This is a genomic window from Pantoea sp. FN0307, assembly GCF_050113815.1.
Classification (GTDB): domain Bacteria; phylum Pseudomonadota; class Gammaproteobacteria; order Enterobacterales; family Enterobacteriaceae; genus Mixta; species Mixta alhagi.
The window spans coordinates 23959-42356 of the sequence record NZ_JBNJSO010000006.1; the positions used below are offsets into that span (position 1 = coordinate 23959).

16 protein-coding genes are annotated in these 18398 nt (G+C 56.7%); 10 read left to right on the forward strand and 6 right to left on the reverse strand.

Going from position 1 to position 18398, the window contains the following annotated elements; translation table 11 throughout:
• Nucleotides 1-26 precede the first annotated feature (26 nt).
• Entirely contained in the window at nt 27-2435 is a 2409-nt protein-coding gene (gene ybbP / locus ACQE3Z_RS16200) for a putative ABC transporter permease subunit YbbP (RefSeq protein WP_426974587.1), read from the reverse strand.
• The gene (gene ybbA / locus ACQE3Z_RS16205) at nt 2432-3118 is read right to left on the reverse strand and encodes a putative ABC transporter ATP-binding protein YbbA (protein WP_250652082.1); all 687 of its coding nucleotides are present in this window, start codon (nt 3116-3118) and stop codon (nt 2432-2434) included. Before ybbA ends, ybbP begins: the two co-directional genes overlap by 4 nt.
• On the opposite strand from ybbA, the gene tesA reads away from it, so the two are divergent.
• The 5 genes from tesA (at nt 3089) to ACQE3Z_RS16230 (ending at nt 6889) form a co-directional block, all read left to right on the forward strand.
• Entirely contained in the window at nt 3089-3709 is a 621-nt protein-coding gene (gene tesA, locus ACQE3Z_RS16210; RefSeq protein ID WP_250652681.1) for a multifunctional acyl-CoA thioesterase I/protease I/lysophospholipase L1, read from the forward strand. The genes ybbA and tesA overlap by 30 nt on opposite strands.
• Nucleotides 3710-3740: 31 nt before the next feature.
• A complete protein-coding gene (locus ACQE3Z_RS16215; RefSeq protein ID WP_426974588.1) occupies nt 3741-4514 on the forward strand; it encodes an SDR family oxidoreductase in 774 nt (257 codons plus the stop codon).
• Nucleotides 4515-4594: 80 nt separating this feature from the next.
• Nucleotides 4595-5452 (forward strand): co-chaperone YbbN, encoded by an 858-nt coding sequence (locus ACQE3Z_RS16220; RefSeq protein WP_426974589.1) that lies wholly within the window; start codon nt 4595-4597, stop codon nt 5450-5452.
• A gap of 55 nt (nt 5453-5507) precedes the next feature.
• Nucleotides 5508-6425, forward strand: coding sequence for an SPFH domain-containing protein (locus ACQE3Z_RS16225; RefSeq protein WP_250652079.1), 918 nt, complete (start codon nt 5508-5510; stop codon nt 6423-6425).
• Complete coding sequence (locus ACQE3Z_RS16230) at nt 6425-6889, forward strand: NfeD family protein (protein ID WP_426974590.1); 465 nt, start codon at nt 6425-6427, stop codon at nt 6887-6889. The genes ACQE3Z_RS16225 and ACQE3Z_RS16230 overlap by 1 nt, the downstream gene beginning before the upstream one ends.
• 35 nt (nt 6890-6924) lie before the next feature.
• Here ACQE3Z_RS16230 and cueR read toward each other — a convergent pair whose 3' ends face one another.
• Entirely contained in the window at nt 6925-7332 is a 408-nt protein-coding gene (gene cueR, locus ACQE3Z_RS16235) for a Cu(I)-responsive transcriptional regulator (protein ID WP_426974591.1), read from the reverse strand.
• A 174-nt stretch (nt 7333-7506) separates the two neighbouring features.
• Between cueR and copA the strand changes: the two genes are divergently transcribed.
• From copA to ybaK, 3 genes are all read left to right on the forward strand, one after another.
• Nucleotides 7507-10092: a copper-exporting P-type ATPase CopA gene (copA, locus tag ACQE3Z_RS16240; RefSeq protein ID WP_426974592.1), complete on the forward strand. Its 2586-nt coding sequence runs from the start codon at nt 7507-7509 to the stop codon at nt 10090-10092.
• Nucleotides 10093-10208: 116 nt separating this feature from the next.
• A complete protein-coding gene (locus tag ACQE3Z_RS16245; RefSeq protein ID WP_426974593.1) occupies nt 10209-11012 on the forward strand; it encodes a TraB/GumN family protein in 804 nt (267 codons plus the stop codon).
• A gap of 167 nt (nt 11013-11179) precedes the next feature.
• Nucleotides 11180-11659: a Cys-tRNA(Pro)/Cys-tRNA(Cys) deacylase YbaK gene (gene ybaK, locus ACQE3Z_RS16250; RefSeq protein WP_426974594.1), complete on the forward strand. Its 480-nt coding sequence runs from the start codon at nt 11180-11182 to the stop codon at nt 11657-11659.
• Here the strand turns inward: ybaK and ACQE3Z_RS16255 are convergent.
• Nucleotides 11656-12522 (reverse strand): LysR family transcriptional regulator, encoded by an 867-nt coding sequence (locus ACQE3Z_RS16255; protein ID WP_426974595.1) that lies wholly within the window; start codon nt 12520-12522, stop codon nt 11656-11658. The two genes, ybaK and ACQE3Z_RS16255, sit on opposite strands and share 4 nt — an antisense overlap.
• Before the next feature lie 122 nt (nt 12523-12644).
• Between ACQE3Z_RS16255 and ACQE3Z_RS16260 the strand changes: the two genes are divergently transcribed.
• Nucleotides 12645-13076: a multidrug/biocide efflux PACE transporter gene (locus tag ACQE3Z_RS16260; RefSeq protein ID WP_426974596.1), complete on the forward strand. Its 432-nt coding sequence runs from the start codon at nt 12645-12647 to the stop codon at nt 13074-13076.
• A gap of 38 nt (nt 13077-13114) precedes the next feature.
• On the opposite strand, the gene ushA is transcribed toward ACQE3Z_RS16260, so the two are convergent.
• Nucleotides 13115-14827: a bifunctional UDP-sugar hydrolase/5'-nucleotidase UshA gene (gene ushA / locus ACQE3Z_RS16265; RefSeq protein ID WP_426974745.1), complete on the reverse strand. Its 1713-nt coding sequence runs from the start codon at nt 14825-14827 to the stop codon at nt 13115-13117.
• 504 nt (nt 14828-15331) lie between these two features.
• Here ushA and ybaL point away from each other — a divergent pair.
• Nucleotides 15332-17023, forward strand: coding sequence for a YbaL family putative K(+) efflux transporter (gene ybaL, locus ACQE3Z_RS16270; RefSeq protein ID WP_426974597.1), 1692 nt, complete (start codon nt 15332-15334; stop codon nt 17021-17023).
• Nucleotides 17024-17057: 34 nt separating this feature from the next.
• On the opposite strand, the gene ACQE3Z_RS16275 is transcribed toward ybaL, so the two are convergent.
• The gene (locus ACQE3Z_RS16275; RefSeq protein ID WP_426974598.1) at nt 17058-18362 is read right to left on the reverse strand and encodes an inosine/guanosine kinase; all 1305 of its coding nucleotides are present in this window, start codon (nt 18360-18362) and stop codon (nt 17058-17060) included.
• Nucleotides 18363-18398: the final 36 nt, after the last annotated feature.

The following is an 18398-nucleotide window of genomic DNA, read 5'->3' on the forward strand; positions in this document are numbered from 1 at the left end:
GGTCCGTTTTCGGCGGACCGCCAGCATCAGAAACTGCGGAACAGCGCTTTACCGCGCAGCAGCCGTACTCCCAACCAGCCGCCGCACAATGAAAGCAGCAGCGCCCCGCTTAACGGCAACGCAATCCAGAGCCGGTAGTCAGGCTCCCAGGGAAAATCGAACACCTTACGCTGCAATCCCCATAATGCCGCCTCAGCGCCCAGCGCCGCCGCCACACCCGCCACAATGCCTAACAGCGTAAACTCATACCACAGCGTTGAACGCAGCAGCTTTTTCCCGGCACCCAGCGTGCGATAAACCACCAGCTCCTGCCGTCGCTGTCGCATCCCTACCTGCACCTGAGCCAGCAGCAGCAGCAGGCCACAGGCGGTAACCAGCACCACCATAATTTCCAGCGCCTGGCTCACCTGCGTCAGCACCTGCCCTATCTGGCGCATCATCGACCCGATATCCAGCAGGCTGAGCGTCGGAAAAGCACGGTTCAGCTGGGCCAGCGTCCCGGTGCCGCCATCATAACGGAAGCTGGTAAGCCAGGTTTGCGGCTGCTCATCCAGCGCTCCCGGCGGGAAAATAAAGAAAAAGTTAGGCCGCAGGCTCTCCCAGTCAACTTTACGCAGGCTGCTAATTTTAGCGCTAAACTGCTGCGTATCGCCGGTAAAGGTCAGGGTATCGCCGAGCTTCACGCCTAAACGATCGGCCAGCTCCGCTTCCATCGACACCTCTCCGGCGCGCGGCGGCCACTGTCCGGCCACAATCGGATTATGTTCCGGGCGGCGCGATAACGATGTCAGATTAAGCTCGCGGTTTAGCGCGTTGTCACGGCGTGGATCCACGGCCTGTTGATTAATTTCCGTCAGACGCACGCGCGCAACGGGATAAAAAGTGCCGGGCTCAATCTGATGCTGCGTCAGGAAACGCTGCACGTCCGCTACCTGTTCACGGCTGATATTCAGCAAGAAATAGTTAGGGCTGTCGGCAGGCAACTGCTGCTGCCAACGATCGAGCAGATCGCCGCGCAGCACCAGCAGCAGGGCCAGCAGCATAAAAGAGAGCGAAAAAGCCGCCAGCTGACTTAAGGTTACCCACGGCTGGCGCAGCAGACGATTTATCGCCAGGCGCAGCGCCAGTCGACGTACGGTCAGTCGGCTCAGCAGCCAGAGCGCTCCCCATCCCAACCCCGCCAACAGCGCCGCCAGTAACACCACCCCGCCCAGCAATGCCCAGAGCAGCTTACTGCTGCCCACCAGCAGCACCAGCAGCGCAATCACCACCAGCGCCATGATCGGCAAATAGTAGCGCAACGGCCAGACGGCATTGATGACATCCTGTCTCAGCACACGCAGCGGCTGCGTCGCCAACAGCAGCCGATAAGGACGCAGACCCACCAGCAGGGAAATGGTAAACAGCGCGCCCAGCGCCCAGATCCACGGCCAGAGTCCGGCGGCGGGCAGTTCGCCAGGGAGAACCGGACGCAGCAGAGTTAACAGCAGGCGCTCAAAGCCCATCCCCAGCACGCTACCGGCCAGCGCCGCCAGCAGCAGCACCGCCAGCCACTGGCCGACAATCAGTTTGCGTAAGGCGCTGCGTCCGGCACCCAGCGTTTTCAGTACCGCGACCAAATCGTAGCGGCTGCGGCAATAGTGGCTCATCGCCACCGCCACCGCCGCCACCGCCAGCAGCAGCGTCAACAGGGCAGACAGCAGTAAAAACTGCTGGGCACGCTGCATCGATCGCCCCAGCGCATCTTCTGAGTTTTCCACGCTCAGCCAGCGCTGATCGCTTTTTAACAGCGGCGTAATCCAGCGATCGTAGCGTCCTAACGCTTCTCCAGCGCCAGCTACTTTATAGCGCCAGGTCAGGCGGCTTCCCGGCTGCACCGCGCCGGTTTTTTCAACGTCGGCGAGATTCATAAGCAGACGCGGCGCGGTTTGAAAAGGATTAAAACCCGCGTCCGGCTCCTGTAAAACCGCTCCGGCGATATGCAACCGGGTATCGCCGATGTCCAGTTCATCGCCCGGTTTAACGCCCAGCAACGTCATCAGCCGTGGTGCCAGCAGTACGCTGCCGGGCTGCGGTTTCAGCCCCGGTGGTTCGGTGCGTAGTTCGCCAAACATCGGGTAAGACTGGTCCACCGCCTTTACCGCCGCCAGCTGCGGCGCTTCGCCCGCAAAGGTCATGGTCATAAAGGTGAGCTGGGCGGAGACGTTCAGGCCCAGTTGCTGCGCCCGATCCAGCCACGGCTGCGGCACCGGATGCGTACTGCTTAATGTGCGGTCGCCCGCCATAAACTCGCGGCTTTGCTGCGTCAGCCCTTTTTCCATGCGGTCGCCCAGCGTGCCCAACGCCAGTACGCAGGCAACCGACAAGGTGAGCGCCAGCCAGACGATCAGCAACGAGGGCGAGCGCCATTCGCGCCAGAACCAGCGCCAGATCATGCTTCCTCCCACAGCTTGCCATCACGCACGCGCAGCCGCCGATCGCAACGCGCCGCCAGCTGCAGATCGTGGGTCACCAGAATCAGCGTGGTAGCGTTGTCACGGTTCATTGAGAACAGCAGATCGGCAATGCGATCGCCGGTTTGCCGATCGAGATTGCCGGTCGGCTCATCGGCAAACAGCACGTCAGGACGACCATTAAAGGCGCGCGCCAGCGCCACGCGCTGCTGTTCGCCACCGGAAAGCTGCGACGGCAAATGATGCAGCCGCTTTCCCAGTCCCAGCTGCTCCAGCAGCGCCTGCGCCTGATCGCGACTCTGTCGCTCAGGATCGCCGCGCAGTAATGCAGGTAACTGTACGTTTTCCAGCGCGTTCAGGGTGGGAACCAGCATAAAAGACTGAAAGACGAAGCCGACATGACGCGCCCGCAACTGCGCGCGCTGCTCCTCGTCCATTTTTTGCAGCGGTTCGCCGCACAGCCAGACCTCTCCGCTACTGCCATCATCCAGCCCGGCGAGAATGCCCAGCAGAGTAGACTTGCCCGATCCTGATTCACCAATCAGGGCGATGCTCTGCCCCGGTTTGACAACCAGGTCAACTCCGGTAAGGATGAACAGCTGATGCTCCCCTTCACCGACGGATTTAGTAAGATGATGAACTTCAACAATGTTTTCCGCTGGCATTATCCCTTCCTGTTGTTATTACTGTTACTTACGCGTGTGGCGTCCGCAGAATCACTGTTGGTTCTCGGCGACAGCCTGAGTGCGGGCTATCGCATGTCGGCCAGTGAGGCCTGGCCAGCCCTGCTGGATAAAAAATGGCAGCAGCAGCCAGAGGTGATCAACGGCAGCATCAGCGGCGATACCGCTGCGCAAGGATTAGCGCGTCTGCCTGCGCTGCTGCAACAGCACCATCCTCGCTGGGTATTGATCGAGCTGGGCGGTAATGATGGCCTGCGCGGTTTCCCACCGCAAAATATCGAGCAGGACTTAAGTAAAATTATCACAACGGTTCAGGCGGCCAATGCTCAGCCTCTGTTGATGCAGATCCGTCTGCCGGCGAACTATGGTCGTCGGTATAACGATGCTTTTAATAACATTTATGTCAAACTGGCCCAACAACACAATATTCCGCTGGTGCCCTTCTTTATGGAGCAGGTCTATCTTAAACCACAGTGGATGCAGCAAGACGGTATTCACCCCGCGCCGGATGCGCAGGCATTTATTACCGATCTGATGGATAAAGAACTGGCTCCCCTAGTTAAGCATGAGTAATAAACGGCACAGAAGCCACGGACGTAAAGTTATGCAAAAAAACGTATTAATTACCGGCTGCTCCAGCGGAATCGGCCTGGTTGCAGCCAACGATCTTTTGATGCGCGGCTATCGCGTGCTGGCCGCCTGTCGCAAGCCGGAAGATGTGGCGCGCATGAATGCGTTGGGATTTACCGGAATTCAGCTCGATCTCAACGATGCACAGAGCGTAACGCAGGCGGCGGAACAGGCGATCGCCCTGAGCGAAGGGCGGCTGTATGGGTTGTTTAATAATGCTGGCTATGGCGTTTATGGCCCGCTGGAAACCCTGACGCGTCAGCAGCTGGAGCAACAGTTTGCCAGCAACCTGTTCGGCACTCATCAGTTAACAATGCTACTGTTGCCTGCCCTGCGCGCCAGCGGCGATGCGCGCATTATCAATACCAGTTCGGTCATGGGCCTGATCTCCACGCCGGGACGCGGCGCCTATGCCGCCAGTAAATATGCGCTGGAGGCCTGGGCCGATGCTCTGCGTATGGAGCTGCATGGCAGCGGCGTTCGCGTTAGCCTGATAGAGCCCGGTCCTATTCATACGCGCTTTACCGACAACGTGAATCAGACACAGCAGGAAAAACCCATTAAAAATCCCGGTATTGCGGCACGCTTTACGCTGCCACCGGAGGCGATACTGCCCAAGCTGCGTCATGCGCTGGAGAGCCGTCATCCACGCCTGCGCTATCCTGTGACGCTGGTCGCGCATGTGATGAGTTGGCTGCGGCGCTTGCTGCCAGGCTGGATACTGGATCGCATTTTACGCGGCAACTAACGCGGCAGCGCAAATTTGGCTTGAAGCCGAAGGCAACGCCCCAATATCGTATTAAAGTCATCAGACAAAGAGACGCATACATGTCATTACACGCTTCGATTATTAATATCAACGAATCTAACCTGCAGCAGACGCTGGAACAGTCCATGACGGTGCCGGTGCTGTTCTATTTCTGGTCTGAACGCAGCCAGCACTGCCAGCAGCTTACGCCGGTGCTGGAGCGTCTGGCACAGGAGTATGCCGGGCAGTTCGTGCTGGCGAAGCTGGACTGCGATAATGAGCCGATGGTTGCTTCCCAGTTCGGCCTGCGCGCCATTCCTACGGTTTATCTGTTCCAGAATGGTCAGCCGGTCGATGGCTTCCAGGGACCGCAGCCGGAAGAGGCTATTCGCGCCCTGCTGCAGAAAGTGCTGCCGCGTGAAGAAGAGCTAAAGGCGCAGCAGGCGCTCGATCTGGTGCAGCAGGGGAAACCGCTGGACGCGCTGCCGCTGCTGAAAGAGGCCTGGCAGCTCAGTAATCAATCCAGCGAAATCGGCTTTCTGCTGGCTGAAGTCTTGATCTCGCTTAACCGCAGCGATGAGGCGGAAGGCGTGCTGAAAGTAGTTCCGCTGCAGGATCAGGATACCCGCTATCAGGGGCTGATGGCGCAGATCGACCTGCTGAAGCAGGCGGCGGATACTCCGGAAATCCAGCAGCTTCAGCAGCAGCTGGAGAGCGAGCCGCAGAATGCCGAGCTGGCAAGCAAACTGGCGCTGCAGCTGCATCAGGTTGGCCGTAACGAAGAGGCGCTTGAGCTGCTTTATCGCTTTTTGAAAACCGATCTCAACGCCGCCGACGGTCAAACACGTAAAATGCTGCAGGAGATCCTGGCGGCGCTCGGCACCGGCGATGCGCTGGCGGCTAAATATCGCCGCCTGTTATACTCCCTGCTCTACTAATCTCTGCCGACAACGGGCCAGGGTTTGGCCCGTCATAAAACAGTCTGGAGGTTTTATGCTTGCTGTGATCCCCGTGCTTATTGTCGTTGCGTTAATTATCGTCTGGTCAGGCATAAAAATTGTGCCACAAGGCTACCAGTGGACCGTGGAGCGCTTTGGTCGCTATACCAAAACGCTGCAGCCCGGCTTAAATCTTTTAGTACCCTTTATGGATCGTATTGGTCGCAAGATCAACATGATGGAGCAGGTGCTGGATGTTCCTTCTCAGGAAGTCATCTCCAAAGATAACGCCAATGTCACCATTGATGCCGTCTGCTTTATTCAGGTAGTGGATCCGGCGCGCGCCGCCTATGAGGTCAGCAATCTTGACCAGGCGATCCTTAATCTGACGATGACCAATATCCGTACTGTGCTTGGTTCCATGGAACTGGATGAGATGCTGTCGCAGCGTGACAGTATTAATACCCGTCTGTTGCATATTGTGGATGAGGCAACCAACCCGTGGGGCATCAAGGTGACACGTATAGAGATCCGCGATGTGCGCCCGCCGCAGGAGCTGATCGCCGCCATGAACGCCCAGATGAAAGCAGAGCGCACCAAGCGCGCCGATATTCTGGCGGCAGAAGGCATTCGTCAGGCGGCGATTCTGCGTGCCGAAGGGGAAAAACAGTCGGAAATATTAAAAGCGGAAGGCGATCGTCAGGCCGCTTTCCTGCAGGCGGAAGCGCGTGAACGCGCCGCGGAAGCCGAGGCACGCGCCACCAAAATGGTATCGGAAGCGATTGCTGCCGGGGATATCCAGGCGGTGAACTACTTTGTTGCGCAAAAATATACCGATGCGCTGCAAAAAATTGGCTCTGCCGATAACAGCAAAGTGGTGCTGATGCCACTGGATGCTACCAGCATTATGGGTTCCATTGCCGGGATCAGCGAGCTGCTGAACGAAAGCAAACAGTCGCGGAGTAATAAATAATGTTGGCGGCCGTCATTAATCATCCTCACTGGTTCTGGTTAACGCTGGGCGGCCTGCTGTTGATTGCGGAAATGCTGGGCACCAGCGGCTATCTGCTCTGGAGCGGTCTGGCGGCACTGGCGGTGGGCATCATCCGCTGGCTGCTGCCCTTTTCATGGGGAACCCAGGGGGTGCTGTTCGCGCTGCTGACGTTACTCGCCGCCTTTCTGTGGTATCGCTGGCTCGCGCTGCGCCAAAAACAGCCCGGCATGTTGCTTAACCAGCGTGGGATGCAGATGACGGGTATGCATCTGACATTGGATGAAGCTTTGGTTAACGGGCTGGGCCATGTGCGCGTCGGCGACAGCAGCTGGCGCGTGCAGGCTGACAGCGATCTCCCCGCCGGTACGCGTGTAGTGGTGATTTGCGTGGAAGGCGTGACCTTACGCATCCGGCCGCTGGCGGCTGAAAATGCAGGCCGCTGACTTTTACCAAAGATAGATCGCTCCTGGACAGGCCGCTATTTTTCGTTGCGATGACAGCAGCCGACCAGGTTATCAATAATCGGACAATCTGCACTCTCATCGCCGGGGCACGCCTCCGCCAACGCCAGCAGCCGTTCACGCATTGCCTTAAGCTGATCGATATGCGCTTCAATTTCCTTAACTTTCAGCAGGGTGCGCTGTTTGACATCTGCGCTGTGACGCCCCGGATCATTAAACAGATGCACCAGTTCACGGCACTCGTCCAGCGTAAAACCTACCTGCCGCGCCTGTCGCAGCAGTGTCAGCTCGTCCAGATGACGTGCCGTATAGCTGCGGTAGCCGTTTTCGCTGCGCAACGGCGGCGTTACCAGCCCTTTTTCTTCATAAAAGCGGATTGCCTTACTGGTTAAGCCGGTTCTTTTAGCCACATCGCTAATGTTCATTCTGTTCCCCTTCAGACCATTACAGGCAGGATAACGCCGATCCGCCGCCTGTGCTTTACAAAAATCACGATCATGGCAAAGCGTTCACCTGCTAAAAACTTGACCTTCCCCTTAATGGAAGGTTTAAGCTTACAGCTCTGATAATCTGTTGTGCCTGAAAAGAGGGAGAAGCTTATGTCACATACCACTCTGTTAGCGCTGGATGGCCTTACCTGCGGCCACTGCGTGAAACGCGTAAAAGAGGCGCTGGAGCAGCGTCAGGACGTACAGCAAGCCGAGGTTTCGCTGAACGAGGCGCGGGTGATCGGCGACGCCGCGTCAGAAGCGCTGATCGCTACCGTTGAGCAGGCGGGCTATCAGGCGAGTCTGCAGGACAATGCGCACCCAAAGCCTGAACCGCTGTCAGCATCAGAAAGCCAGCTGGCAGCGGATAAGGTATCAAATCCCGCTCAGGCCGAGCCGGTAGCGGGTCATGCACACTTTTCAACTAAAGCCGACGCCGCAGCGCATAGCGCGGCGCTTTCAACGCAGGCAGACGAAGCCGCAGAGAGCTATCAGCTGTTGATCGACGGCATGAGCTGCGCCAGCTGCGTGAGCCGGGTTGAAAAAGCGTTAGCTCAGGTTGAAGGCGTACAGCAGGCACGCGTTAACCTTGCCGAGCGCAGCGCTCTGGTAATAGGATCCGTGCAGCCAGATGCGCTGGTTGCCGCCGTAACGGCTGCGGGCTACGGCGCTGAAGTGATTGGCGATGAGAGCGAGCGGCGCGAAAAACAGCAGGTCAGCGCGCGCCAGGCGATGCGGCGCTTTAGCTGGCAATCAGCGCTGGCGCTGGCGCTTGGCGTACCGCTGATGATTTATGGCATGTTCGGCGACAATATGATGCTGACCGCCAGCAACCGTAGCGGCTGGCTGGTGGTCGGCGTCCTGACGCTGCTGGTGATGGTGGTCGCAGGCGGACATTTTTATCGCAGCGCGTGGCGCAGCTTACTGAACCGCTCCGCCACAATGGATACGCTGGTTGCGCTGGGTACGCTCGCGGCCTGGCTCTATTCCATCAGCGTTAATCTGTGGCCAGAATTTTTCCCGCCCGCCGCACGTCATCTCTATTATGAAGCCAGCGCGATGATCATCGGCCTGATTAATTTGGGTCATGCGCTGGAGCAGCGGGCGCGTCAGCGTTCGTCAAAAGCCCTGGAGCGGCTGCTGGATTTAACCCCAGCCACGGCACGTGTCGTCACCCCTGACGGCGAGCAAGCCGTTGCATTAAGCGACGTTCAGCTGGGAATGGTTTTACGGCTGGCTACAGGCGATCGCGTTCCGGTTGATGGCATTATCACCCAGGGCGAGGCCTGGCTGGATGAGTCGATGCTGACCGGCGAGCCGCTGCCGCAGCAAAAATCGGCAGGCGAAGCCTTACATGCCGGTACGCTGGTACAGGACGGTAGCGTGCTGTTCCGCGCCAGCGCCGTCGGTAAGAACACCACGCTGTCGCGCATCATCCAGCTGGTGCGTCAGGCACAGAGCAGCAAACCGGCAATCGGACAGCTGGCCGATCGTATTTCCGCCGTCTTTGTACCGGTGGTGGTTATGATCGCGCTGTTCAGCGCCGCCGTCTGGTATTTCTTCGGCCCGCAGCCTTCAATGGTCTATATGCTGGTGATTGCCACTACCGTGCTGATTATCGCCTGTCCCTGTGCCTTAGGATTGGCGACGCCGATGTCGATTATTGCAGGCGTTGGGCGAGCGGCGGAGTTTGGTGTCCTGGTGCGCGATGCCGATGCGCTACAGCGTGCCAGCGAACTGGATACGCTGGTATTTGATAAAACCGGGACGCTAACGCAGGGCGCGCCTCAGGTCACGCAGATCATTACTTTTAACGGCTTTAGCGAAGAGCAGGTCTTGCGCTGGGCGGCGGCACTGGAGCAAGGATCCAACCATCCGTTGGCGAAAGCGATTCGCGATCGCGCCGGGGAGATGGCCCTGCCGGAAAACAGCCAGTTTCGCACCCTACGCGGTATGGGCGTTAGCGCCCAGCTGGAGGGCAAGCCGATGCTGCTGGGTAATGCTGCCCTGCTGACGCAGCAGCAGATTGAGGCGGAACAGGCCGCATCCCTTGCCAGTGAACAGGCAGCTAAAGGCGCGACGCCGGTATTTCTGGCGGTGGCAGGCCAGCTGGCTGGCCTGCTGGCAATCCGCGACCCGCTGCGTAAAGAGAGCGTTAGCGCGCTGCAGCGCCTGCATGGGCTGGGCTATCAGCTGATTATGCTGACCGGGGATAATGAAATCACTGCCAACGCCATTGCGCGCGAGGCCGGGCTGGATCGGGTGATTGCGGGTGTATTGCCGGATGGCAAAGCAGCGGCAATTGTTCAGTTGCAGCAGGCGGGGCATAAGGTGGCGATGATTGGCGATGGAATTAATGATGCGCCCGCCCTGGCTCAGGCCGATGTCGGGATTGCCATGGGCGGCGGCAGCGACGTAGCGATCGAAACCGCGGCCATTACGCTGATGCGCCACGATCTTCACAGCGTGGTGGATGCGCTGGCGATTGCCAAAGCCACGCTGCGTAATATGAAGCAGAATCTGCTGGGCGCTTTTATCTACAACTCCCTGGCGATTCCTGTCGCCGCTGGCGTGCTCTGGCCCTTGACCGGCACGCTGCTCAGTCCGGTTATTGCCGGTGCGGCGATGGCGCTCTCCTCGATCACCGTGGTGAGCAACGCTAACCGGCTGTTGCGCTTTCAGCCACCCGGTCAGTAACGCGACTTCCTCTGCGCCTGGCGCTGGCTTGCTGAACGGAAGTCAGCGCTTTCACCTGTTCATCGGTAAGTGAAACCGCTAGCATGGGGAGTTTACTGGCAGCAAAGGGTGAAAGAATGGATAGATGGCGGCACAATCTGACAATGCTGTTTCGCATGCTGGTTCCGAAGCATTACCGTTGGCCAGCCACGGATATCTGGCTGCCGGGCAAGCGCGAACTGCATCTGGTCGGCAGTATTCATATGGGCACCCGCAATATGATGCCGCTGCCCCCGCAACTGCTGGAGCGTCTGGAAAAAGCGGATGCTTTGATTGTTGAAGCGGATATTACCGGCAGCGCCTCTCCTTTTACCTATAGCGAGGCACAGCCCCCGCTGGCGGAAAGAGTGGATGACGCCACTCTGCGGCAGCTGAGCCGCCTGTGCGATGAAATGCATCTTGATCTGGCACAGCTTGAGGCGCTGCCTTTATGGCAAATCGCGCTGATGCTTCAGGCGCAACAGGCACAGCGGCTGGGGCTCCGTCCCGATTACGGTATCGATTATCAATTGTTGCAGGCAGCGCAGGCGCAGGGACGACGCATCATCGAACTGGAAGGCGCCAGCGAGCAGCTCGATATTCTTAAAACCCTGCCGGAAAATGGTCAGTCGTTGCTGGCGGATACGCTGGAACACTGGCATACCAATGCCCGCCTGCTGCAAACCATGATTAGCTGGTGGCTTGAAAAGCCGCCGCAGCAGAGCCAGACCGCCTTGCCGACCACCTTCAGCACTGAGCTCAACGATCTGCTGATGCGCCAGCGCAATCAGCGCTGGAATAGCCTGTTGCGCGCGCTACCGCCAGGGCGTTATGTTGTGGCGGTTGGCGCGCTGCACCTCTACGGCGAGAATAATCTGCCTGACCTGTTAAGACGCAGATAAAAAAAAGGCCAATATTGCTATCGGCCCGTCAAAGAGGAATTTGTTTATGATTTTGGTTATTCATCAGCAACGGAATTACTGACGCGAGGCAATTTTCTCTCAAAGCCGATGATTTCACCAGCGCTATTTTTCACCATATTGTCATTTTTCACTGTCAGGAAAAAGCAATGACGCCCGCAATTAAACTGCTGGAAAAGAAAAAGATCTCCTTTACGCTGCATCCTTATGAGCATGACAGCAACGAAACGCACTTCGGCGATGAGGCGGTGCGTAAGCTTAACCTGAATCCGCAGCAGGTATATAAAACGCTGCTGGTAGCGCTGAACGGCGACGACAAACAGCTGGCCGTCGCGGTAACGCCGGTCGCCAGCCAGCTTGATTTGAAAAAATTGGCGAAAGCTCTGGGCGCAAAAAAAGCGGAAATGGCCGATCCGCAGCAGGCTCAGCGCGTTACCGGCTACCTGATTGGCGGCATCAGCCCGCTGGGGCAAAAGAAACGTTTGCCGACGGTTATTGACAGTCAAGCTGCAACATTTCCCACTATCTTTATTTCGGGCGGCAAGCGCGGTCTGGATATAGAACTGGCCGCCAGCGATCTGGCTGCGCTGTTAGAGGCGACGTTGACAGATATCGCGCGTCAGGATTAGGCGCGCTGCGCGCAAAGCTGATCGATCATCCAGCGCCCTGCCGGTCCCGGCGGGGTACGCGTTGACCACACGGCATCCACCGCAATATTTTGCGGCCAGCCCGCAACCGGCAGCATATGCAATACGCCGTGACCAAACTGCTCCACCAGCCAGCGCGGCAGAATCGACCAGCCAAACCCCTGCTCCGCCATCTCCAGCAGCAGCAAATATGAAGGTGCCGACCAGACCTGGCCGCATGAAATATTTTCCCTTACGCCAGCCCAGGTATTGAGCTTTAGCTGCCTGACCTGCGCCAGCTCCGCCTGACTCACCTGGCTCTGTGCGCTAAGCGGATGGTCGCGATGAATAAATACTGCCATTTGCGCCTGGACCTGCAAACGCGAGGCGGCGATGGTCACAGGTAACGCTGTCTGCACGCGAATAACGCCAAGATGAATGCGATTGCTTTGCAGAAGGTCGATAACGTCTTCATCCTCAGCAATCATACATTCGAACTCAATATGCGGATAGCGTGCGGCAAAACGCTTCAGCAGCTGCTCATGGTGATCCGCCTGCCAGAAATCGGAAATCGCCATACTCAGACGCGGCTCAACATTATCTGACAGCCGCACGGCCAGTTCATCAAGCCGCTGGCTGGCTGACAAAATCTCCTGCACCTGACGCAGCGCATGCGCCCCCGCTTCGGTCAGTACCGGTTCACGCCCGGCGCGATGGAACAGTTTAAACCCCAGGTCCGCTTCCAGATTGGCAATCGCGGCGCTAACGGTAGACTGACTTTTTCCCAGCGCGCGCGCCGCCGCAGAAAAAGATCCTTTTTCCACCGTCTGGACAAAAGCCTGCAATGATTCCGGTGAGTAACGCATGGTTCTATCGCTTTTTCCGATGGGAGATAACTTCATTCTAACGCAAAGCGCGGCGAAAATAAGGTCCGGCTTATTAAGAGCCTGTGCGGTAAAGGTCATTGCCTGGCTCTGAAGGAGATATTATGCAGTCCCGTTCGTTTAAAGAACGCGTATTACACGCGGTAGGTTTTGAGGCGCTGGCTATCCTGATCGTGTCGCCGCTGGCGGCGGCAGTGATGAACAAACCGCTGTTCCAGATAGGCGCGCTGGCGCTGGCGCTTTCAACCATCGCTATGGTATGGAATATTATTTATAACGCTGTGTTTGACCGGCTCTTTCCACGCGATCGCATCAAGCGCGGAGTGTGGCTGCGCATAATGCATGCCCTCTGCTTTGAAGGCGGTTTTATTCTTATTGGCCTGCCGGTTGCGTCGATGATGCTGGGCATTGGGTTGCTGCAGGCCTTTATGCTGGAAGTTGGCTTCTTCCTGTTCTTTCTGCCCTACACGGTGGTTTATAACTGGATTTGGGACAAACTGCGGGAAAAATGGCGCATGCCCTGCCATAGCGGTTAAATTCAGGCCCGTCGCGTAAACCCACGGGCCTGACAACACTATTTGCCGCTGAGCCAGGCCAGAATCATCTGGGGATAAGTGCGGCGGCGGCTCTCCTGCTTTTCCAGTTCCTGCTTTTCCGCCGCGCTACGATAAATAATTTCGCCTTTCGGCGCATACGCCTCCGCCTTCAGCGGTGAATGCTGTTCGATATATTGCTTCAGCACTTCCGCATCCACGAAACCAGTATTCACAAAGCCCGGCAGCGTATTGATAACCGGATAGCCATCACCGCCGTTGGCGTTAAAGCTCAGCGTTGCCATGCGGTAGGTTTTCTCCGCCTGCAGCGGCTCGCCGTTGATTTTTACTTCGCTCACGCCCTGCCCGTCTGCGATCAGACTGACGTTAGCAAACTGCGCATAGGCACCAGAATCCACCTGCTTATTCGCCACCACCGCCAGATATTTCTCTACCTCGCTGCCTTTCATCTCAACCCAGCACAGCGTATTGCCGAACGGCTGGACTTTGAGCACATCTTTATAGCTGATGGGGCCAGCCTCAATCGAATCGCGCACTCCGCCGCCGCTCATCACGGCAAAGTCCGCTTTGGTGCGGGCAATCTGCGAAGCAAGAAGCAGGCGCGCCAGATTGGTCTGTACAAAACGTACCTTGCTGCGATCGCCTTCCAGCCGCGCGTCAACGCTGCCGACTTTCACATTCAGCTGCGCCTCGCCTTTTTTCTGGAAGGGCGTCAGCAGCTTCATCATGGCGCTGTTCGGCACGATCTCCTGCTGGTAGTTAATCCACTCATCTTTGCCTTCGCTGTTCTTTACCTTGTGCTTCAGGTTAACCGGGATCAGCTGATAATTTTCCAGCGTCAACACGCCGTCACGGAAAGTAAAGTCGGCCCGGCCAACATATTTGCCCCACTCATGCGCCTGTACAATCCAGGTGCCGTTCTGACGATCGGGCACGCAGGGCGAGCCGGGAACATAATCCACCTGCTTCAGATTATCCTGCGCCATGCATACCGGATCCTGAGAATGGCCGCCGACAATCAGATCGAGATAGCCCTGCGGCAAGGCGCGCGCCATTTCCACATCGCCCGGCGCGTTAGAACCATGCTTACCGTCGTCGTAGTGCCCCATATGGGTGGCGGCAATGATCACGTCCGGCTTTTCACTGGCGCGCAGCGCTTCCACTACCTGCTTCGCTTCGCTGGCCGGAGGTCGGAATTCGATATCCGTCAGGTATTCAGGATTGCCAATTTTAGCGGTGTCATCGGTGGTCAGGCCGATAACCGCTATTTTTAACCCCATCCGGTTAAATAACGCCCAGGGCTGGAACAGACGCTGGCCGCTGCTTTTTTGATAAATGTTGGCCGAGAGCAGAGGAAACTTGGCCCATTTTTGCTGCTGACGCAGGACGGAAAGCGGATTATCAAACTCATGATTGCCGATCGCCATCGCATCATAACCAACCAGATTCATACCGCGAAAATCGGGCTCCGCATCCTGCAGATCCGATTCCGGCACGCCGGTATTGATATCGCCGCCGGAGAGGATCAGTACCGCGCCGCCGTGCGCCTGAACGTCATAGCGAATGGTGTCCATGAGCGTTTTTTGCGCCGCCAGACCATATTCGCCCTGTTCGTTATGCCAGAAGCGACCATGGTGATCGTTGGTATGCAGTACGGTAAATTTATAGACGCGGCCCTTTTCCCAGGCCTGCGCCTGTGATGAAAGCATGCTCAGGGAGAGTATCCCGCCCATGATAAGAGTATTGATGAAACGCAACGTTATTCTCCTTGTCGACACGCTTTCTGACCGGTCAGCCGGTAGCAGACTGGCATTTGCTGCCATAATAGTAAGGCAAACCTGCGGATTTGTAACGCAGACGCTATGCTAAGGCTAGTTATGCCTGAAGTGCGCCAGCCCCGCAATGCTGCCAGCGACTCCAGGACACTAATTTTGCCGCAGCAGAAAATTAACAGTAAAACAGTAGTCTCTTTATCTTTATGTTCTTTTACCGCCATTTCATTAATCTGATATGACAAATTAGCTGTTTTTACCTCAACTTTTTTGCAATTCCATCAATAAAAGAACACCTTATTTATCAAGATTAACCAATCATAAGTAAAACAAATCGCACTTATCCATTTATTTTTAGAGAACCCTTCTGTTTTTAAGTTTTTATCCATTTATTTTCAAACCGATGACCCCATATTGTTTTACACTATTTACAACCGGACACAGTTACACACAGAAGGAGAAAGCATGCACCACAGCACCCCGCTGATTACCACCATCGTCGGAGGCCTTGTCCTCGCCTTTCTTTTAGGAATGCTCGCCAGCAAGCTACGCATTTCTCCTCTGGTGGGCTATCTGCTGGCGGGTGTTCTGTCAGGTCCCTTCACACCGGGTTTCGTTGCAGATATGAGTCTGGCGCAGGAACTGGCGGAGCTGGGCGTTATTCTGCTGATGTTTGGTGTTGGACTGCATTTCTCGCTGAAAGATCTTATGGCGGTCAAAGCGATCGCAATTCCAGGCGCTGTTGCGCAAATTACCGTTGCCACGCTGTTGGGAATGGGGCTGAGCATGGCGCTGGGCTGGGAATGGATGAACGGGCTGGTGTTTGGTCTCTGTCTCTCTACCGCCAGTACCGTTGTGCTGCTGCGGGCGCTGGAAGAGCGCCAGCTGATTGATACGCAGCGCGGTCAGATTGCAATAGGCTGGCTGATTGTTGAAGATTTAGTTATGGTCCTCACGCTGGTACTGCTACCAGCGATTGCCGGCATGATGGAAAAAGGCAATGCCAGCTTTGCGCTGCTGGCATGGGATCTGCTGTTTACCATTGGTAAGGTCGCCGCCTTTATGGTGCTGATGATGGTGGTAGGCCGCCGGGTCGTTCCCTGGATTTTGGCACGCAGCGCCGCCACCGGCTCACGCGAGCTGTTTACGCTGTCGGTGCTGGCGCTGGCGCTCGGCATCGCCTTTGGCGCGGTGGAGTTTTTTGATGTTTCCTTTGCGCTGGGTGCCTTCTTCGCTGGCATGGTGCTGAATGAGTCGGAGTTAAGCCATCGCGCCGCGCACGATACCTTGCCGTTACGCGATGCCTTTGCCGTACTCTTTTTCGTTTCCGTGGGCATGCTGTTCGACCCGATGATACTTATTCAGCAGCCGCTGGCGGTGCTGGGCGTGTTGGCTATTATCGTTTTCGGTAAGTCGCTGGCGGCCTGGCTGTTGGTGACCCTGCTGGGCCATTCGCGGCGCACCGCACTGACTATCTCAGTCAGCCTCGCGCAAATCGGCGAGTTCGCCTTTATTCTTGCCGGTCTGGGTATTTCGCTGAATATGCTCAGCGATGAAGGGCGTAACCTGGTACTGGCTGGCGCGATTCTGTCGATCATGCTCAACCCGATTCTGTTTACTCTGCTGGAACGCTATCTGGATAAAAATGAGAATTTCGAAGAGCGGAGTCTGGAAGAGGCCACGGAAGAAGAAAAACAGCTCCCGGTCAATATCTGTAACCATGCGGTGATTGTCGGTTATGGTCGTGTGGGCTGCCTGGTGGGCCAGCTGTTAACAGAGGCTGAAATCCCGATTGTGGTGATAGAGCATTCACGCCCGCGCGTTGAAGCGCTGCGTGAGCAAGGCATCCGGGTTATTTTAGGTAATGCGGCGCGTGCTGAAACCATGGAGCTGGCGCGACTGGATTGCGCACGCTGGCTGCTGATGAGCATTCCCAACGGCTATGAGGCAGGTGAAATTATCGCGGCAGCGCGTGAAAAACATCCGCATCTGGAGATTATCGCCCGTGCACATTATGACGATGAAGTGCATTACATTCTGGAGCGCGGCGCTGATAACGTCATTATGGGCGAACGGGAGATCGCCAACAGTATGCTGGCGATGCTGAAAGCCGGGCTGGAAACGCGGCCAATGCTAACGCCGCACAATCCTTCATAAACAGATGGCGCGGCGTTACGCCGCGCCATGGTCATTATCGCTCCCAGTACGCCTCTTCCAGGCTATCTTCCCGCTCCGGCAGGCCGCGTGTCAGACGCGGCGAATGCTGATTCAGTACCTGATAACTTACCCGGTTAGCATATTTACAGACCTGAGCCAGAGAGGAATAAGTCAGGTAGTTACGCACATGTTTGCTGGAGTTAGGCACATTATTACGGTGATAGCTGTTAGCGGTAATATCATGCAGCAGCGCTGCCAGCGCGCCATCGCCTGCGCCATTGGTGTTCATGATCTTTTCCGGCCCGCCCATATAGGGCGCGATATGCGAATAGATGCGCAGCGGCTGCTGACAATCCTGATAGCGCATTGCACGGCTGAACTCATACTGATTAAATTCTGCAATTGCACCAGGCAATAGCGGCAGATTAGTTTGTCGCTTCGCGCTCTCTTCGGTGTAGCCCGCCATGTAAAGCCCATTTGGACCAGCGGTGCACAGCACCAGATCTACCCACTCCAGCGCTTTATCCGCCGCCAGAAGCGGATCGGCATGACCGGTCAGCTCCAGCCCTTCCTCTTCGTTCATCGCTAAAATAGCGACATGCTCGCGCAGGAAGTCACGCCAGAACTGCGGATTTTCGGCAATCACATGTTTGGTTCCCAGCGTCAGCACCACCGGCACGTTATATTGCTTTGCCCAGGCCACCGCCTGCATGGTGGCTTCCGGCATCGGTTCACCTGCTTTGCAGCGCACCAGGTAGGATGTCAGCACCAGCGCTGAAGCGCCAGCAATTACCTGTTCAGGAATATTCTCCGGCCGCAGCTGATTCATCATGCCGGGGCTGATGGCAAAAGTCCGTTCGCCGTTATCGCTGATGAGCGTAAAGCAGCGGCCAATAGCACCATCCACGCCCTGCAGATAGTTAAGGTCGGTCCGGCTGGAGGTATTACACAGATAGCGATAGGCGTAACCGCCAATCTGCACGTTATTACACATCACGCCCAGCAGCACCGAGCGGTCATCGGCCAGCACCGAGTAGTTATGCATGGTGTTGCCGATGGTGCCCCCGGCAAACTGATGGGTAATCAGATTTTCACGCATCAGCTCGGCATAGAGCGCATCCGCCACATCATCTTCAATGACCAGCGAGTGACCAACGCTGAGTCCGTAACGCGCCACAAAGGCATTATCCACTTTTGCTTCAATGTCTACCAGCGTCTGGTCGATGCCGACCACCCAACTGGTGCCGGTTTCACTTTCAGGTTGCACCGGCTGTAACAGCGGATCGCGGGCGTTGACGGGAAAATAGTGTTTGGATTTGCGTTGGCCGGGAAATTTCATGGTTGATAGCTTCAGAATAAACAGGCGGAGAATGAT

Bases quoted from the DNA above. Each gene is read 5' to 3' on its own strand.
- ACQE3Z_RS16255 (WP_426974595.1), bottom strand. From the start codon at position 12,522: ATGCGTTACTCACCGGAATCATTGCAGGCTTTTGTCCAGACGGTGGAA.
- ACQE3Z_RS16260 (WP_426974596.1), top strand. From the start codon at position 12,645: ATGCAGTCCCGTTCGTTTAAAGAACGCGTATTACACGCGGTAGGTTTT.
- ACQE3Z_RS16245 (WP_426974593.1), top strand. From the start codon at position 10,209: ATGGATAGATGGCGGCACAATCTGACAATGCTGTTTCGCATGCTGGTT.
- ACQE3Z_RS16215 (WP_426974588.1), top strand. From the start codon at position 3,741: ATGCAAAAAAACGTATTAATTACCGGCTGCTCCAGCGGAATCGGCCTG.
- copA (WP_426974592.1), top strand. From the start codon at position 7,507: ATGTCACATACCACTCTGTTAGCGCTGGATGGCCTTACCTGCGGCCAC.
- ACQE3Z_RS16225 (WP_250652079.1), top strand. From the start codon at position 5,508: ATGCTTGCTGTGATCCCCGTGCTTATTGTCGTTGCGTTAATTATCGTC.
- ybaL (WP_426974597.1), top strand. From the start codon at position 15,332: ATGCACCACAGCACCCCGCTGATTACCACCATCGTCGGAGGCCTTGTC.
- ACQE3Z_RS16230 (WP_426974590.1), top strand. From the start codon at position 6,425: ATGTTGGCGGCCGTCATTAATCATCCTCACTGGTTCTGGTTAACGCTG.
- ybaK (WP_426974594.1), top strand. From the start codon at position 11,180: ATGACGCCCGCAATTAAACTGCTGGAAAAGAAAAAGATCTCCTTTACG.
- ACQE3Z_RS16220 (WP_426974589.1), top strand. From the start codon at position 4,595: ATGTCATTACACGCTTCGATTATTAATATCAACGAATCTAACCTGCAG.
- ybbP (WP_426974587.1), bottom strand. From the start codon at position 2,435: ATGATCTGGCGCTGGTTCTGGCGCGAATGGCGCTCGCCCTCGTTGCTG.
- cueR (WP_426974591.1), bottom strand. From the start codon at position 7,332: ATGAACATTAGCGATGTGGCTAAAAGAACCGGCTTAACCAGTAAGGCA.
- ACQE3Z_RS16275 (WP_426974598.1), bottom strand. From the start codon at position 18,362: ATGAAATTTCCCGGCCAACGCAAATCCAAACACTATTTTCCCGTCAAC.
- tesA (WP_250652681.1), top strand. From the start codon at position 3,089: ATGAACTTCAACAATGTTTTCCGCTGGCATTATCCCTTCCTGTTGTTA.
- ybbA (WP_250652082.1), bottom strand. From the start codon at position 3,118: ATGCCAGCGGAAAACATTGTTGAAGTTCATCATCTTACTAAATCCGTC.
- ushA (WP_426974745.1), bottom strand. From the start codon at position 14,827: ATGGGCGGGATACTCTCCCTGAGCATGCTTTCATCACAGGCGCAGGCC.